General features: G+C 41.8%; 18 protein-coding genes and 1 other RNA gene. 12 read left to right on the plus strand and 7 right to left on the minus strand.

Annotation, left to right across the window (positions count from 1 at the left end):
- Positions 1-337: 337 nt before the first annotated feature.
- Positions 338-811 (minus strand): CcdC family protein, encoded by a 474-nt coding sequence (locus tag AYJ08_RS16775; protein ID WP_022584328.1) that lies wholly within the window; start codon positions 809-811, stop codon positions 338-340.
- A gap of 143 nt (positions 812-954) precedes the next feature.
- Positions 955-2,184, minus strand: coding sequence for an MFS transporter (locus AYJ08_RS16780; RefSeq protein ID WP_255365470.1), 1,230 nt, complete (start codon positions 2,182-2,184; stop codon positions 955-957).
- A 174-nt stretch (positions 2,185-2,358) separates the two neighbouring features.
- Here AYJ08_RS16780 and AYJ08_RS16785 point away from each other — a divergent pair, with 174 nt between their 5' ends.
- Complete coding sequence (locus AYJ08_RS16785) at positions 2,359-3,084, plus strand: CPBP family intramembrane glutamic endopeptidase (RefSeq protein ID WP_231929135.1); 726 nt, start codon at positions 2,359-2,361, stop codon at positions 3,082-3,084.
- A gap of 68 nt (positions 3,085-3,152) precedes the next feature.
- Here AYJ08_RS16785 and AYJ08_RS16790 read toward each other — a convergent pair whose 3' ends face one another.
- The gene (locus AYJ08_RS16790) at positions 3,153-3,680 is read right to left on the minus strand and encodes a DUF309 domain-containing protein (protein ID WP_064018682.1); all 528 of its coding nucleotides are present in this window, start codon (positions 3,678-3,680) and stop codon (positions 3,153-3,155) included.
- Positions 3,681-3,781: 101 nt separating this feature from the next.
- Here AYJ08_RS16790 and AYJ08_RS16795 point away from each other — a divergent pair, with 101 nt between their 5' ends.
- Entirely contained in the window at positions 3,782-4,024 is a 243-nt protein-coding gene (locus AYJ08_RS16795) for a hypothetical protein (protein ID WP_064018683.1), read from the plus strand.
- Between the two features lie 82 nt (positions 4,025-4,106).
- Here AYJ08_RS16795 and AYJ08_RS22650 read toward each other — a convergent pair whose 3' ends face one another.
- A complete protein-coding gene (locus AYJ08_RS22650; protein WP_064505009.1) occupies positions 4,107-4,277 on the minus strand; it encodes a YjzC family protein in 171 nt (56 codons plus the stop codon).
- Between the two features lie 209 nt (positions 4,278-4,486).
- Between AYJ08_RS22650 and AYJ08_RS16800 the strand changes: the two genes are divergently transcribed.
- The gene (locus AYJ08_RS16800; protein ID WP_197490740.1) at positions 4,487-4,738 is read left to right on the plus strand and encodes a hypothetical protein; all 252 of its coding nucleotides are present in this window, start codon (positions 4,487-4,489) and stop codon (positions 4,736-4,738) included.
- 250 nt (positions 4,739-4,988) lie between these two features.
- Positions 4,989-5,180, plus strand: a non-coding RNA gene (gene ssrS, locus AYJ08_RS16805) — 6S RNA.
- 64 nt (positions 5,181-5,244) lie between these two features.
- On the opposite strand, the gene AYJ08_RS16810 is transcribed toward ssrS, so the two are convergent.
- A complete protein-coding gene (locus tag AYJ08_RS16810) occupies positions 5,245-5,736 on the minus strand; it encodes a hypothetical protein (RefSeq protein WP_064018685.1) in 492 nt (163 codons plus the stop codon).
- A 117-nt stretch (positions 5,737-5,853) separates the two neighbouring features.
- Positions 5,854-7,584: an Rqc2 family fibronectin-binding protein gene (locus AYJ08_RS16815; protein WP_064018686.1), complete on the minus strand. Its 1,731-nt coding sequence runs from the start codon at positions 7,582-7,584 to the stop codon at positions 5,854-5,856.
- A gap of 171 nt (positions 7,585-7,755) precedes the next feature.
- Between AYJ08_RS16815 and AYJ08_RS16820 the strand changes: the two genes are divergently transcribed.
- Genes AYJ08_RS16820 through rpoZ form a run of 4 tightly spaced genes read left to right on the plus strand, consistent with a single transcriptional unit; the run spans position 7,756 to position 9,757 of the window.
- The gene (locus AYJ08_RS16820) at positions 7,756-8,634 is read left to right on the plus strand and encodes a YicC/YloC family endoribonuclease (protein WP_064018687.1); all 879 of its coding nucleotides are present in this window, start codon (positions 7,756-7,758) and stop codon (positions 8,632-8,634) included.
- Positions 8,635-8,652: 18 nt separating this feature from the next.
- Positions 8,653-8,913, plus strand: coding sequence for an extracellular matrix/biofilm regulator RemA (remA, locus tag AYJ08_RS16825; RefSeq protein WP_003336768.1), 261 nt, complete (start codon positions 8,653-8,655; stop codon positions 8,911-8,913).
- On the plus strand, positions 8,906-9,550 hold the full coding sequence (gene gmk, locus AYJ08_RS16830) for a guanylate kinase (RefSeq protein ID WP_231929136.1): 645 nt from the start codon (positions 8,906-8,908) through the stop codon (positions 9,548-9,550). The genes remA and gmk overlap by 8 nt, the downstream gene beginning before the upstream one ends.
- Positions 9,551-9,553: 3 nt before the next feature.
- A complete protein-coding gene (gene rpoZ, locus AYJ08_RS16835; RefSeq protein WP_031413545.1) occupies positions 9,554-9,757 on the plus strand; it encodes a DNA-directed RNA polymerase subunit omega in 204 nt (67 codons plus the stop codon).
- Positions 9,758-9,918: 161 nt separating this feature from the next.
- Here rpoZ and AYJ08_RS16840 read toward each other — a convergent pair whose 3' ends face one another.
- Entirely contained in the window at positions 9,919-10,335 is a 417-nt protein-coding gene (locus tag AYJ08_RS16840) for a jacalin-like lectin (RefSeq protein WP_064018688.1), read from the minus strand.
- Between the two features lie 199 nt (positions 10,336-10,534).
- Here AYJ08_RS16840 and AYJ08_RS16845 point away from each other — a divergent pair, with 199 nt between their 5' ends.
- The 4 genes from AYJ08_RS16845 (at position 10,535) to def (ending at position 16,275) form a co-directional block, all read left to right on the plus strand.
- Positions 10,535-11,695: a hypothetical protein gene (locus AYJ08_RS16845; protein ID WP_064018689.1), complete on the plus strand. Its 1,161-nt coding sequence runs from the start codon at positions 10,535-10,537 to the stop codon at positions 11,693-11,695.
- 307 nt (positions 11,696-12,002) lie between these two features.
- Positions 12,003-13,259: a bifunctional phosphopantothenoylcysteine decarboxylase/phosphopantothenate--cysteine ligase CoaBC gene (coaBC, locus tag AYJ08_RS16850; RefSeq protein ID WP_064018690.1), complete on the plus strand. Its 1,257-nt coding sequence runs from the start codon at positions 12,003-12,005 to the stop codon at positions 13,257-13,259.
- 6 nt (positions 13,260-13,265) lie between these two features.
- Positions 13,266-15,746 carry a primosomal protein N' gene (priA, locus tag AYJ08_RS16855; protein WP_082891001.1) on the plus strand — a complete coding sequence of 827 codons (2,481 nt, stop codon included), beginning with the start codon at positions 13,266-13,268 and terminating at the stop codon, positions 15,744-15,746.
- A 49-nt stretch (positions 15,747-15,795) separates the two neighbouring features.
- A complete protein-coding gene (gene def / locus AYJ08_RS16860; RefSeq protein WP_031413549.1) occupies positions 15,796-16,275 on the plus strand; it encodes a peptide deformylase in 480 nt (159 codons plus the stop codon).

A 16,275-nucleotide genomic window follows, 5' to 3' on the forward strand; every position in this document is an offset into this window, starting at 1 on the left:
GTTGTAGATATTTTCTGTTTATGTGGATTTTTACAAAAGCTTACTTTCCGATTTTTCTAGGTCATAGACGAAAAGGCCAAGCAGTTGTGTCTGTTGCGATTCAAAAAGATAAGTGGGACGTAGAGGTCGATTTTCATTTTAAGTCCAAACGATGAGTAGCCGTACATCTCTCTATTAAACCACATTCTGGATCAAAAACCACGCATAATGAAGATAAAAAACGCATTTTTTTACCTGAAATTACATCAATAAATAAAATAAAAAAGCGAGCTGCCAAGCAGGAGAATTATGCTTTGGATAGCTCGCTTTGTGTAATTTCTAAATTGGAAAGCATGGGTTATTTAATCAGTCTTTTATACATATAGAGCATGGCAACTCGCCACGGGAGAATCATGCCGTAAGCAAGGACAAAGAATAAACCTGCTGTCTGCATCGGAGTAAATGTATCACCGACCCAGATTTTAATCCCGAGTCGAATTACTAGCAGAACAAACAAAATCACGATAAACGCATTGGAACGACGCAAAAAGACATGATTCCCTACTTGTTCAAAGCGGGAAGACAAAATGAGCGGAATAGAGAACAAACACCCAATAAAGAAAGCGATAAAATCATAGCTGATAGGTGTTGGTACGCCTGGATAATGAAACATAGCAAACCCTGTAGACATAGCTACGGGTGGGATAATGATCTTACGTGTAGATATAGGTTTTTTTGCTGAACGCAACCGAACAAGAATGACAGTGGTCGCCATGAATAGACCAATCAGTATGCTAACGACTGTAGGGGAGATGCCAAGAATTGTATTCATCGTTTCGTACGGCTCCCTTCTCGATTCACCCTAAATATTTACCTTTTGACTTATGTCTATACTACAAAAAAAGAAGAGGTGGTGTAAATACACCCCCCCTTCCTACGATCTGGAAATACACCAAAATATAAGATTAGATATGGTTAAGCCATTTTAACAGGTGGTGCTTCTGTAACCTGTCTGACATCCAGAGCATGCCGCTTTCCATAGTAATAGGACAGAGCACCGACAACAAGGGAAGCAAAGCCCATTATGAAAAGGTATGCGTGAATGCCCATGAGATCAAGGCACAATCCTGTACCAGCCAACGCTAGTAGGAACCAAGCCCGATCCAGCATGGTTTTAAAGGAGAAGAAGCGGCCACGTGATTCAGCAGGCAATTGCTTTTGAAACAGGGTGGCAGTAAGAGGCACAACCGTCCCAAAACAGAACCCGAATAGCGTATAAGATAAAAGCAATGGAACCAAGCCATGCGACAGAGCCATCCCGATTTGAGACAGAGCCAGCAAAAACAGAAAAAGAGTTGATGACATGACTAGATTGGTTTTTCCAAAAAAGCGTTTGACCAATATGCCTGCAATGAGTGCTGTGAGTCCTTCAGTCGTATAAATCCAGCCCATCAGCCCTGGTACTGCAAGCATTTCACTGAAATTGATAACTAATAGATTGGAACCACCTACAAAATACGAGACAACCAATGCATTTGTAAGACCCAGACTTAATGTTCGATCTGATTTAAGCAGGGAAAAAACTTCTCGAAAAGGCATTTTAATAACCCTTCCGGCCGTTTTTAATGAGTTGATTACAGGGATATGAACAGGAAGAATAAAAAGAATAAGAACAAAATAGCAAGCTAGTGTAATGCTATAAAGCGTCCAGAGCTGCATAAAACCAATTAGGATTCCACCGATCGCCGTTCCACCAATTCTTGCAAGTGTGGAAGCATTTACATAAAATCCGTTGGCACGAAGTAATTCTTCTGAGGGCACGATTAACGGAATAGATGCTTGAGCGGCTGGTTGATAAAAAGTGGCGGCCAACTGGATAAAGATCGATGAAGCGATCATCCAGCCTACAGAATCGTACTGAATCGCAAATAGCATACAAATGGGAGCTAAACATCGTATCAAAGTCGCATAAAACAACACGTTCTTTTTAGAAAATCGATCAATCCATTCTCCTGCTTTAGGAGAAAAGAACAGACTGACAAAAAGCCCTACCATCAATAATAACCCCTTTAAAAAATCCGAATCGAATAAATGTTGCAAAAATTTAAGGTTTCCGATGATTCCAATCCACATCCCTGTACCAGCTATAACCTCACCTATAACTAAGCATAAGTAAGATTTATTCCGTGATAAAATAATGACCACCCCTTACCTTGAATGTGTAGTTAAAATGTTCAGCGTTATTATTATACCAATATTTACATAAATAGGCATATCTTATTTATGGCTTTTTTCTTATCTATGCGCATTAGTTATTTTTCATTCATTACAAATAGAAAGAGAATAAACATCACACACTAGAGTAGAAATCTGGGGGGAGTGAGTATTTTGCATACAAACAAAGCTGACAAACGAAGAAGACAGCCTTTATTGATACTTATATGCTATAGCTGCTTTGCCACCCTCACCATATTTTATGGATTAGTTGAAAGGCATAGCTTATTAATTACCTTTATTGGCTTTCATCTTGTAACCTGTCTAATCATCCCTATTTTTCATGCTTATTGGGAGGGAGATCTGGCGTTAAAGTGGCGAGAAGCATGGGGCTTGCATAGACATCAGGAAAGAAAGCTAAAAGGTATTTGGTGGGGCATTATCTCGGGTGTTGTATTGTTTCTCCTGATTTGCCTTGGATTTTATCTATTGCTATGGACAGGGGTATCCACAGAGTGGATGAGAAACAAGCTATTTTCTTGGGGGTTAACCGAAGAAACGAAGTGGTGGTTTGCCCTATATATGACCGTTGGCAACTCTCTTTTTGAAGAAATGCTGTGGAGGGGCTTTCTGCTCGAACGCCTACTTTATAATATGCAGCTATTTAAAGCCGTTTTACTTAGCAGTTTTTTTTATTCGCTGTATCATTGTATCATTGGAGTAACTTTGTTCGGTATAAAGGCTGGGCTGGTTGCTACGTTTCTGGTTTTTATGACTGGTGTGTTTTGGGCATGGTTAAGGAGAAGGTATCAAAGTATTTATCCCACATGGATCAGTCATTTATTTGCTGATTGGGCTTTGATGTACATGGTGCTACGAAATGTCCTGTAAAAAGAATTCCCCTAGCCAGATGTAAAAAACTCTCCAGCTAGGGGAAGGATATTTTCATTTCGTAATTTTCACGAATCGTTCTGTCTTTTCTTTTGAGTGAGGCTAAGATGGCGTTCCATGATAACCTCGTTACGGTCACGCAGGGTATGCTTGTGTACAAGATATTCATCAGCAGGGGCATCGATACTGCCGAAGGTTAATCCGCGATGATTAGCTAGCTTTTGACACTGCATCAGAAGGCTTTTGTCAGCTAAGGGAAGATTCAAGCTGACATATGGTTCCTTCGCTAATACAGATTGCAGCCGTTCTTGTAGAAGCTGTGTAAACAAATCTACGTCTATGCCTAAATGATGTAGCTCAGCCTTATTTGAAATCGCTAAGGAGGAGGCATTTTGCAGTAATTTAATTGCGCCATTAAAATTGCCACGGCGATGATGATAGAGAGCAACGGCTACCTGAATGAGACATACCCAGGTAGAGGTGCGTTTGTCTGGAGGAAGTGATTTCCAATATTCCTCTAAAATCTCATGACATTCAAAATAATCTCGATCAGTATGAAAATGCAGTAGAAATGCTACATAAGCAGAAGGATACATTTGATTCGCTCCTGTTAATCCATGTTTTTCTTTATTATAATAGATGGACTCCCCTAATGTAGAGCGGGAATACAATTCGTTTAGATAAAGGTGGATAAAAAATGACTCAACAAGAAATAGTAGATACACTAAAAGAAAGACGAATGACGGAAATTCTTGAGCTTATTGAGGATGCAAAATCAGGAGATCTAGAGGAATTAGAGCTAGTGGAAAGCCTGGGGCTATTGGCAGATGAAACATTAAATAAAGAAGTGATTCGTTTGTTAGAGGAGCTTGGGGTAACCATCATCTATTTAAGCGGTGATGAAGAAGATGAGGAAGAGGACGAGGACGACGAGGTCTAAGTCTGTGAAAAAAGAAGAAAATGAAAAAGGCACATGCCGGTATCAGGCTGTGTCTTTTTCATTTTTATACAAGAAGATAGGCTTACTTTTGTGTCCACACACGATTTTTATTTCGGGTAGCAGGGAATTTCTCCCCCTTTTTTAGGGAAATAATCATGGGGTCCTCTACACCTGACCCTGTTTCTCCAATTTCGATATAGACCTGATTTTTCGGTGATTTTTCTCCTTCACGAAACCGGCTATGTTCGCCCATGCTTCCGTCACTCCTTCTTCGTATGTTATCACTAGTATCCCCTCATACAAATGGGCTCATGTACATCAAAAAACGCCAAAAAATAGACGATTGTCTCCGGTATATTAGCTGATTTTGATTGAACTAGACACCTGTACCAATCACAAACATTGATTTGTACATAATTTGGTAACGTATCAGACAACGAAAGGATGATGAGTTTATGGGTTGTGGTTGCAGAAGAAGAAGAAGATCCCATAGTTGTGGTCGTTGTGGAGGGTATCGTGATCACGATGGCTATGGCGGCTTCGGAAATTGTTACACGAAGAAGCATTGGAGAAAAGTTTGTAAATGTGTACCATTCTACAAAACAATATGTGAAGCACCTGCTTATGACGGGTATGGCGATGGGTATGGCGACGGTTTCTGCGGACACCGCCATCGCCATCACCATCACCACTGTCATAAAAAATGCTAGTTAATGCTTAAGGAGAGAGGCGCTTTAAGGCGCTTCTCTTGCTTTTTTCGGTGGAAATCATGGCAGAGATACCCTCATAAAATAAACCCCCTGTCTCCCACCTAATACGCATCTGAGATACCGGTAACAGAAGCCTTGTCCTGTATAAACAAAAGTGATATGATATACCTACATAATCCTTTAGTAACATTTGTATAAAAAGTTGATTCCAATCGGTATTTGTGATAGGATTTCAAATACATATGATGTGTAGCATATTCCTGCGATGTGCGTTGAGCTAATATGTTTTTAACCTTAAGTGTTTCTAGGGAGATAGAACGCTGTTACCTAATGTCAAGCCCACCTCCTTTATGGGACGATGGGAAGGCAGACGGGCGGCTGAGTCACCCACCTGGTCTTTCAGGTTAAAAGAAACATGTATAGCAAGACGGCAGAGCGGGGCGTTATACATAAGAAACAAAAAACCTGAAGCAATCGCTTCAGGTTTTTTTGTATAAGTAAGTGTTATTTTCATTGATATTGCTGTTTGTTTTTGTCCTTTTGGTTGTTCTTTTGATCTTTGAACGAGCCCTTTTTTGATTTATCCTGTTGTTGCTGCTGATGTTGATTTCCTTGCTGGTTTTGCTGACCATTTGGATTTTCAATACTTACGATTGTGAGCTGCTGCTCCAAATCTGCTTGTTTCTGAGCATCTGTTACGATCTGATACATCTGCAAAAATGTCGCCTTTTGCCCCTCAGGAATTCCTTTGATTCGGACAACCATCTCTTGTGGCTCCTGTTGTTGCTGTGATTTATCTCTTGAATTGCCAGTTTCCTGTAAAATATCCCCGCCAAGAAAACTGAGAAAATTACTGTCGTCATCGTGATGATGATCCTGATCCTGATGATTCTGTTCGTCTCCATTTTGCTTTCCCTGTTGATCTCGCTTCTTCTTTTTATCCGGTTCGAATAGAATGCTGAATTCATTCAGGTCTGTTTGGACAATTCCAATTACTTCCACATTTTCACCCTCGTTCACTACAATAATCTACCGCTTATCTCATATATGTAGTATGAAACGGAAGCGGTATAGATATGCAGTCTATGTATGAACAAAGGTGATTACGTGGATCTAGCGTTATTTTTGTTCTGCTGCCGAATTGTTTTTTAACGCAGCGACTAAGGTAGCATCTGGAGTAACAAATAGCGTTTTTTGCTGGTCATAGGTTACATAGCCAGGTTTAGCACCACTTGGTTTTTTTACATGTCGAATTAAGGTGTAATCGACTGGCACTTTGCTGCCTTGTTGAGCTTTGCTGAAATAGGCAGCAAGCATGGCTGCTTCAAATAAGGTTTGATCGCTTACTGTGCGTGATCTAATGACCACATGGGAACCAGGGATGTCTTTGGTATGCAACCATGTCTCAAAGCTGGCCGCTAATTTATTAGTCAAATATTCATTTTGTTTATTATTTTTTCCGACTAACAGCGTGACACCATCTGAGGAATAGTAAGTATCAAGCTCAGGCGCAGAATCTTTTTTCTTTTTAGAACCGCGTTTGTTTCGATTGCGCAGATAACCTTGCTCCACTAACTCTTCCCGAATCTCTTCAGCTTCTGCTAAGCTAGCGTGAGCCAATTGTACGAGAATGCCATCCAGATAGATGACTTCCTGTTCAGCCAAGCTAATTTGCTCTGCGATAAATGCTAGACTTGCTTTTGCTTTGTTATATTTTTTATAGTAAGCTTGCATGTTTTCCGACGGTGTTTTTAACGAATCTAGCGGTATGACAATTGTCTCCGCATTTTCACTATACCAGTTGGTTGCAGTAAGCTCAGTATCTCCTTTTTTGACCTGATGCATATGAGAAAGTATCAGCTCGCCGTAGAGGCGATAACGTTCGGCCTCGTGGGCATCCTCGATAGAATGGTGTAGCTTTTCGATTTTTTTCTCGTTTTTGTGCTTTTCATTCGTTACCAATCGCAATAAATCCTGCACCTTTTGCTTAACCACGTCTCGCATGGCTTTATGCTCATAAAATCGTTGTAAGCATTCGCTGATTGACGTGAAGGTCTCGCTTTCTCTGACACCCAGATGTGAGAGAGAGGTTATGGAGAAAGCAGCTTTGTCGTTGGTTGTCTCAATCACAGGCTCATAGCGGTGAAGATTCATTTGTTCCATAAAGCTGGAGAACTCATGCCAAATTGCATCACGTGTAGGCAGTGCTGCTCGAGAAACAAGCTCTCTAGCTATCAAGGGACTAAGGCCGCTGAAACGCTCGACAAGCTGTTTTTCCAGCTTTCCTTCGTTCCATTGGAGAGCCATCACAAAATCCTGCTCACTGGCAGTTAATGGATTCAGCTTATTTTGGGCAGGAGGAGCTATATAAGCTCGACCTGGCAATACCTGACGATACTGGCTGACGCCATGAGAAACATGATGAATGCCATCCAGAATCATGTCAGTTTTTACATCTAGCAAAATAATATTGCTATGACGGCCCATGATCTCAATCACAATTCGTTTTCTGGTTGTATCTCCTAGCTCATCACGAGACTTTAGATCAATGTAAATAACACGTTCCATTCCATCCTGCGTGATGGCCTCAATTACCCCATTTTCGCAATGCTTCCGCAATAACATACAAAACATCGGAGCTTCCTTTGGATTCATAAATTCCTCTGTTGTCAAATGAATGCGGGGATAGGTTGGATTTGCTGAAATTAATAATTTTAACGTACCTTGGTTTGAGCGCACCTGCATAACAATATCGCTTGGATGCGGTTGATGTATACGTGTAATACGGGCTCCTACGAGCATGGATAGCTCATGAACGACCGCTCTAGTTACTAATCCGTCAAAAGCCACATTCTTCACCTCTTGCTTCCTCTACCTAGCAGTAGCTATTTCCTCAGTGTAGCATACAGGGAAGCTCAACCCAAGTAGGAACAGGAATTTTGTAACGGGGAGTCAAGTTGACACTAGACTGTATTCTCTCCTATAATAAATTAACGATTTTATGTCTGTGGGTGGAACCAGATGATTTCTATGACAGGCTACGGCCGAAAAGAAATAGAACGTGGATCTATGCGTTTAACGGTGGAAATGCGCGCGGTTAATCATCGCTTTTGTGAGATTATTGTTCGGTTGCCAAAAATCTGGACTATGTATGAGGAACGAGTGAAAAAGCGGATTGCAACGAAAGTGCGCCGTGGGCGAGTGGATGTCACCGTCTCGCTAGAAGCCGTTCGGGACGAGTCTTCCGAGGTTCAGGTTGATTGGAATACAGCGCAATTTTATGTTACGGCGGCCAATCAGCTAGTGGAGCGCTTTGGTTTGCCTGAGACCCTTCATGTGAAAGATCTGATGCGTATGCCTGGCGTATTAATTGAAGCCAGTGTACCTGAGCTTTCTGACGAAGAGGTAGAACAACTATTAGATGAGGCTACAGATGCTGCTTTAGCAGAGCTCTATGTTATGAAGAGTACTGAGGGGAATCTCTTGCAGCTTGATCTGATCCGACGCCTCGAATACATTAAGTCAACGACCCACACTTTGCAGGATATTGCTCCTGAAGTAAGAGAGCAGTATCGCAATCGCTTGAAAAATCGCCTTGATGAAATTATGGAAGATCATATGCTAGATGAATCTAAAATCTTTCAAGAGGTGGCATTGTTTGCTGAAAAGGCTGATATCTCCGAAGAAATTACGCGTTTGTTAAGTCATTGTGAGCAATTTCTGGAGCAGATACATAGCTCGGAGATTATTGGACGCAAATTGGACTTTCTATTGCAGGAAATGAACAGAGAGGCTAATACAATCGCGTCAAAAGCGAATCATTTACAGATTCAGCGCTTGGCAGTTGAAGTGAAGACCGAACTGGAAAAAATGAGAGAACAAGTGCAGAACGTTGAGTGAGGAAGGGTGCCAATCTCTATGGGGATTAAGTTGATAAATATCGGGTTTGGAAATATCGTGAATGCAAGTCGCATTATTTCGATTGTAAGTCCTGAATCCGCACCAATTAAACGAATTATCCAAGAAGCAAGGGATCGCAACATGCTTGTTGATGCTACGTACGGACGTAGAACGCGTGCTGTAATTATCACAGATAGTGATCATGTCATTTTATCAGCGGTACAGCCAGAAACGGTTGCCCAACGTCTAACCAATAAAGATGACGAGTCTGATGAATAAGGTAGGAGTTGAAACAAAGATTATGGATAAGGACCACGGCCTTCTGTTAGTTTTGTCGGGGCCATCTGGAGTGGGTAAAGGGACGGTTTGTAAAGCACTTCGAGAATACATGCCGCACCTTATCTACTCTGTATCTGCGACAACCAGACAACCGCGTGTGAACGAAGTGGATGGGGTAAACTATTTCTTTAAAGAAAAAGAAGAGTTTAAGCGTATGATGAAAGAAGATGAGCTTCTCGAATGGGCAGAGTATGTTGGTAACTACTATGGAACGCCTAGACGTTTTGTAGAAGATACACTCGCTACTGGACGAGATGTCATCCTAGAAATTGAAGTGCAAGGAGCCATGCAGGTAAAAGAAAAATTCCCGCAAGGCATTTTCCTATTCTTAGCACCTCCTGATCTGGAAGAGTTACAAAACCGCATTGTTGGACGTGGTACGGAAACGGAAGAATCCATTAAGAATCGGATGGCGATGGCACGTAATGAGATTGAGATGATGGATCATTATGATTATGTTGTGGTTAATGATGAAATCTCACAGGCATGTGAAAAGATCAAATCCATTGTAACAGCCGAGCATTTGAAAAAAGATCGTCAGGTTCATAAATTTTTGAAATGGCTTAAGGAGGTATAATTCATGTTATATCCATCAATTGATAAACTTGTAGACAAAGTAGGTAGTAAATACACATTGGTGACACTCGCTTCCAAGCGTGCACGTCAGCTTCGTGAAGACAATGATATGCAGGTAGAAAAACCTTTCTCGAAAAAATTTGTTGGGCAATCGTTAGAGGAAATCATCTCAGACAAATTACCGTACGAAACTCCAGCAGTAAAATAATCCGAAGAAAAATAGGTACAGGCTAGTTTTAGACCGACAAGCTCTCTTTATGTTCGTTACATAAAGGGAGCTTATTTCTTTTTTACGACTTGTAACCATCAAAAGGTGGGGGGTATGAAAAAAACGTTATCAAGTGAATGATAACGTTTAAAAATGTATGTTTAGACTGTAGGTATAAAAAAGCCTATCGCATCAAGTTCACTAGCAGATCTTCCGAAGAAGCCGCTTATATGTGCGGCGTCAATCTCAAAGGGATTGCCCCCATCCCCGCCGTAAGGACCATACGTACGCTTATTTGTCGTAAAGGTAAGTTGATCTACCCGTCTATCAGTACGCCCGGTAACTTGGATGATATACTCATCATTTTCAAAGAAAACAATGTTATGAGAGCCTCCATATCCTCCATGGAAGCCTTGTGGAGTTCTTCTCCCGTCCGAATACTCATAAATCGCCTGAATAGCATCGATTCTACTGGCGTGACGGATATAGAAGCCTGCTAATCTTTTTACGTTAGTAAGATCATCACTAAAGGGACTACCGCCGTCGCCGCCAAATTGTGTAGATTTTCTCCACGACATACCTAATCACTCCTTGGGAAATGAACTTTGGGTTAATTTAAATATAATCCAATAAATGTAATTTATACGTAAATTTCAAACTTTATAAATTACGGACTATTTTACTATTATTTTTAGAAGCAATCTCTGTAACCTTTTTACTTTTTCTGTGACTAATGTAAGATACAAAAATTCGCAACAGAAATCAGGAGGATACAAAATGAATACTTTTCATAGGCTTACAGCCACGGCAGCAATAATTAGTCTGTTATCAGCGATGCCGCTAGAGGCTGTTGATGCAAAGGGAAATGTCGCCACACAGAAGGTGGAGATGGACAAGTACACCAAGATCGCAAGTCAATGGCAGGAAAAAATAGCACTTATGTTTCCAAAGGTAAAGGACTATTACAAGGTGAACCTGCAAAATTATGAGTGGAGTGACTTGATAACGGTGACGCTGAGTAAAAATGGTCCGGGCACGCCTTCTCTCTCGATAGAAATCAATAAGGAAACGAATCAACTTTATAGATTCAGGCTTATGGAACCTGATGGAGTGGATAGGGAAGGAGATTATCGATATAAAACATCTGCTGGACACAAAAAGGCTATTACAGATGAGCAAGCAAAAGAGAAAGCAACTACATTGCTGCAGAATTTGTACGGAGCGAAAGCGAAAAACTATCAGATCATTTCAATTTGGCGCGAACCTGATCGGGATGCTCCGGATAAAACGCTTCCACCTATTGTTAATGTGAAATCCCCTATCGAGGGTAATGGGAAAATGGCTACGTACGCGTCTATTACCTTTGCGGACGATGGAGGTATCGGTGCATATCGGATTGAAACGAAACCAACAACCTTTGATAAGTGGTACGGTGCAGACTTGAATACACGTGAAATGCAGGATGATATCCTTTCTCAACCTGCCCAGGTTACCTATGATAAAGTAATAGCTACTTTGTCTCATTTTGAAAAATTTCCACTTAAGAATGTTACGTATGAATATCATAACCAAACTTTTAACGTGACTCTAAAACATGCACAAGATCAAGGCTGGGGTTCACTTAACGTTGCTACCATTGCTATTAAAAAGAATGGCCAATTGAAATTGTTAAATTATCCGACGTTATCCAATAAAATCCCTGCTCCAGATATCGCTAAGCAAAAAGCGACTCAATTTCTCCAAAGCTTTTACAAAGAGAAAGCGCAAGCGTATAAAATCCAAGAGATTATGGACTGGACCTACAGCGGTAAGAATTACGATAATCAAAAAGGAAGTATGATTCAATTCTCTCTTCCAGATAAGCAAGATGCGATACAAATAGGGGTTAATGGTAACGGTGACATTTTTACAATTTATGTGAATGATGGTACTAAATAATATAGATAAACAAATGAAAAGCCCTTGCTGCCATGCAGGGGCTTTTTGTGATTAATCTTGGAGGAGCAGGTTAATGATAGGGAAAGAAATGGCTCCATGATGGTGGAGAAGGGATTGTACCAAATGGGGCAAATTTGAGACCAAAATAGGCAAAAGAGGTTACAAAAGGCTATAAAAAATATATACTCGAAAGCAGAGAAAGCCAATATAACAATAAAATTTATATGATAACTGCAATGAATGCAAACGCTCAACCACTTTTTGAAGGTTGTTTTTTTGCGTAGGTTGGCGTGAAAGGAGCTGTACCATGAGTATCTTACAAGATAAAGAGATTGTTCTGGGTGTGTCCGGTGGAATTGCCGCCTATAAAGCAGCAGCCTTAACAAGTAAATTAACACAGGCAGGAGCCAAGGTAAGCGTCGTGTTGACGGCTAATGCTTGTAAGTTTGTACAACCGATTACGTTTGAAGCATTATCGCATCGACCTGTTTATACAGACACGTTCAAAGAACCTGTTCCAGGAGTAATCTCTCATATAGATGTAGCAGATCGAGCTGACTTGGTCATACTCGCCCCTGCCACAGCTAATATTATCGGGAAATATGCAAACGGAATAGCTGACGATATGTTATCTACCATGTTATTAGCTACGACTGCTCCTGTCATGGTAGCACCGGCTATGAATGTCAATATGTACAATCATCCTGCTGTACAAGCCAACATGCAGCGTTTACTCACCTATGGAGTGACGATGGTAGAGCCGAATGAGGGCATGCTGGCTTGTGGATGGGTTGGCAGAGGACGCCTAGCCGAGCCTGAAGAAATTGTAGAAGCGGCTATTCGCTTTTTTGAACAGAAAGAGACTACTACGAAATCATTACATTCAGCACCTCAACAGGACCTGCAAGGTAAAAAAATCGTTGTGACAGCAGGGCCTACCCGTGAAAAAATTGATCCAGTACGTTATATTTCAAATTATTCGAGCGGAAAGATGGGCTATGCGATTGCAGAAGCAGCACGTGATCGTGGAGCGGATGTGACGTTAATTAGCGGACCTACAGCGCTTTCCATCCCTGCTGGAGTTACTTTTGTCCCAGTCGAGTCTGTCCAAGAGATGTTGGATGCAGTCCTACAGGTTTATCCACAGGCCGATGTTGTGATTAAGTCAGCCGCTGTATCTGATTATCGCCCAGAACAAGTGTATGCGCATAAGGTCAAGAAAACACAGAGTGAGGACTTTTCGCTTTCGTTAGTAAAAGCCCCGGATATTCTTCGGACGTTAGGGGAACAGAAAACCCATCAGATATTAGTCGGCTTTGCAGCGGAAACACAGGAGGTTGAGAAGCACGCACTAGATAAAATGCGCCGTAAAAATTTGGACATGATTGTAGCAAATGATGTGTTGCAGGAAGGTGCAGGTATGGGTGTTGATACGAATATTGTAACCATCTATCAACAGGATCAAGCACCGATTCGTCTCGACAAAATGAGTAAACGGGACGTAGCAGAGCGTCTTATAGATGTAATTAAGCAGAATCTGCAAGTAGCGGTTCAAGAGGCGTGATGCCGCATGAATAATCATCAAATCAGAGCAAAAGTCATTGTAGATGTCCCAGCAACTCGGACCAATCGACCGTATGACTATGCTGTTCCCCTGTGGTTACAGCCGTTGGTAGCGGTAGGAAGTCGTGTTGTTGTACCGTTTGGACCTCGTAAGGTTCAAGGGTATGTCATCGGATTGATACAAGGACAAGAGGCCGATCATGACCCTGATGGCCCTGGCATGATCAAAATAAAAGAAATTGAAAAGGTACTAGACGATGTTCCTCCACTCTCCCTTGAATTAATTCAATTGGCGGAATGGATGAGCCATCGTTATTTATGCCCACTTACTATGTCCATTGCAGCGATGTTGCCTGCTGTTTTAAAAGGTAAAACAGAAAAATGGTACATGCTTGCAGATGAAGTCGATGAAGAACTGGCAGAAAAACATCCTATGTTGCGCTATTTACTACATCAAGGAAGCCTGCTGCAAACAGAAGCAGACAAGCAATTCCCTGCCGATAGTAAACAAATACCCAAATGGATTAAAAACGGATTAATTGTTAGTGAATATCAGGTGAAAAATCGGCTTACCCATAAAAAGCTAGCACATGTACAGCTTGTAATAGATGAGGTACGAGCATGGGAGCTTATGGAGAACATCCCAAAGCGTTCCTATCGTATGCGACATGTACTTGAATTTTTGTTGAATCAGCAGAAGGAACAAGGAAAGCAGGCGTCATACCCGGTCAAGGATGTGATCGAAAAGCTATCTATTACTCGTTCCACACTTACAACGATGCAACAAAAAGGCTGGATAGCGATAGAGCAGAAAGAAGTAGGGAGAGATCCTTACGCCAATCGTACTTTTTCACCTCCGCCAAAGCATATATTGACACGGGAGCAACAACATAATTTAGCGGCCATTTTGCGTTCCGTTGAGCAAGAAGAATATCATTCCTTCCTGCTACATGGAGTCACGGGTAGCGGTAAGACGGAAGTGTATATGGAAGCAATCGAACATACGTTGGCAAAGGGCCGAGAAGCCATCTTTTTAGTGCCTGAAATTTCCCTGACACCTCAAATGGTAGAGAGGATTAAGGGGCGTTTTGGTGATAATGTAGCTGTATTACATAGTGCGTTGTCACAAGGTGAGCGTTATGATGAGTGGCGCAAGATTTTACGGCAACAGGTACAGGTGGTAGTCGGGGCCCGTTCGGCTATCTTTGCTCCGTTTCGTAATCTGGGCCTGATTATCATGGATGAGGAGCACGAGGGTTCTTATAAACAGGAGGAGACCCCAAGATATCATGCTAGGGATGTGGCGTTATGGCGAGCACAGATGAATAAAGGTGTATTTATCATGGGTAGTGCCACACCCGCTTTGGAAACCTATGCGTTGGCAACGCGTGGACGTTATGATTTGTTATCAATGAAGTCCCGGGTAGGGAACAGACCGCTTCCTAAAGTGCATGTGGTGGATATGCGGGAAGAGATGCGCGAGCAAAATCGATCCATGTTTAGCAGGAGTCTACATCAAATGATTGCGGATCGGCTTCAAAAACAGGAGCAGATTGTCATTTTTTTGAATCGTAGAGGCTTCTCTACTTTTGTCATGTGCCGGTCCTGTGGCTATACATTGGCCTGCCCGCATTGCGATATCTCACTTACTTATCATCGAACAAATCATACGGCCCGCTGTCATTATTGTGGTTATACCATTTCCCAGCCAAGGCATTGTCCTGAATGTCAAAGTGATCACATTCGTTTTTTTGGCACAGGGACACAGAAGGTCGAGGAAGAATTGGCTAAATTATTTCCTGGTGTTCGCGTTATTCGAATGGATGTGGATACTACCTCCAAAAAAGGAGCGCACGAGGCGCTATTGACCAAATTTCGGACTGGTCAGGGTGATATTTTATTAGGCACACAAATGATAGCGAAGGGTCTTGATTTTCCACGTGTAACGCTCGTAGGAGTAATTGCTGCCGATACATCCTTACATCTGCCGGATTTTCGGGCGGCAGAAAAAACGTTTCAGCTTCTAACACAGGTAGGGGGGCGAGCCGGTCGGCATGAGCTTTCTGGTGATGTAGTCGTACAAACCTATACACCTGAGCATTACAGCATCCAGCATGCAACTCGTCACGATTATGAAGCCTTTTATCAAGATGAGATGGTTCACCGTAAGAAGAAGGGTTATCCCCCATTCTATCGGCTAGTATTGATCACATTTTCCCATGAGGATGTTCCTATGGTGATTCGGGCTGCGGAACAGTATGCTGCCTATTTACGGCCGCGGCTGGCGCAGACAACCGTAGTTCTGGGGCCTGTGGCCTCACCGATTGCCCGGATCAAAGATAGATTTAGGTTTCAGATCATGTTAAAATATCGTGATGAACCGAAAATATTTGATCTGTTGGCGCAAACTACGCTACATTTTGATGATTGGATGAAACAAAACAAAGTGTTGTCCACGATAGATGTCGACCCACAGATGCTACTCTAATCAGATCAAATGCAATTTATGCTGGATATAGATAAAGGAGGCCTTTTTTATGGCAATTCGCAACATCGTAAACCATCCTGATCCTATTTTAAGAGAAAAAGCAATACAGGTAACCAAATTTAACAGTAACCTGCACAAATTGCTTGATGATATGAAAGATACAATGTATGCAGCAAACGGGGTAGGGATTGCGGCTCCGCAGGTAGGTATTTCGAAACGCGTATTCGTGATGGATTGCGGCGATTTCTATGTAGAAGCGATCAACCCTGAAATCATTGAGTTTAGTGGCGAGCAATTTGACAATTATCCAGAAGGGTGCCTAAGTATTCCAGGTCTACATGGTGATGTTCGTCGTCATATGGTGGTCAAAATGCGTGCACAAGACCGTGACGGTAATTTCTATGAGCTAGAAGTAGACGACTTAGAAGCTCGTTGCATTCAGCATGAACTGGATCATTTGAACGGTGTTTTATTCATCGATATCGCTGAAAAAGTATATCCTGCAACAGAGGGCAAGGAAGGGGTTTAG

Source organism: Brevibacillus sp. SKDU10 (genome assembly GCF_001645205.1).
GTDB lineage: Bacteria > Bacillota > Bacilli > Brevibacillales > Brevibacillaceae > Brevibacillus_B > Brevibacillus_B halotolerans.

Coding starts and splice junctions, on each gene's coding strand:
- AYJ08_RS16775 (WP_022584328.1), bottom strand. CDS start 811: ATGAATACAATTCTTGGCATCTCCCCTACAGTCGTTAGCATACTGATT.
- AYJ08_RS16790 (WP_064018682.1), bottom strand. CDS start 3,680: ATGTATCCTTCTGCTTATGTAGCATTTCTACTGCATTTTCATACTGAT.
- AYJ08_RS16795 (WP_064018683.1), top strand. CDS start 3,782: ATGACTCAACAAGAAATAGTAGATACACTAAAAGAAAGACGAATGACG.
- AYJ08_RS22650 (WP_064505009.1), bottom strand. CDS start 4,277: ATGGGCGAACATAGCCGGTTTCGTGAAGGAGAAAAATCACCGAAAAAT.
- AYJ08_RS16820 (WP_064018687.1), top strand. CDS start 7,756: ATGATTTCTATGACAGGCTACGGCCGAAAAGAAATAGAACGTGGATCT.
- remA (WP_003336768.1), top strand. CDS start 8,653: ATGGGGATTAAGTTGATAAATATCGGGTTTGGAAATATCGTGAATGCA.
- gmk (WP_231929136.1), top strand. CDS start 8,906: ATGAATAAGGTAGGAGTTGAAACAAAGATTATGGATAAGGACCACGGC.
- rpoZ (WP_031413545.1), top strand. CDS start 9,554: ATGTTATATCCATCAATTGATAAACTTGTAGACAAAGTAGGTAGTAAA.
- AYJ08_RS16840 (WP_064018688.1), bottom strand. CDS start 10,335: ATGTCGTGGAGAAAATCTACACAATTTGGCGGCGACGGCGGTAGTCCC.
- AYJ08_RS16845 (WP_064018689.1), top strand. CDS start 10,535: ATGAATACTTTTCATAGGCTTACAGCCACGGCAGCAATAATTAGTCTG.
- coaBC (WP_064018690.1), top strand. CDS start 12,003: ATGAGTATCTTACAAGATAAAGAGATTGTTCTGGGTGTGTCCGGTGGA.
- priA (WP_082891001.1), top strand. CDS start 13,266: ATGAATAATCATCAAATCAGAGCAAAAGTCATTGTAGATGTCCCAGCA.
- def (WP_031413549.1), top strand. CDS start 15,796: ATGGCAATTCGCAACATCGTAAACCATCCTGATCCTATTTTAAGAGAA.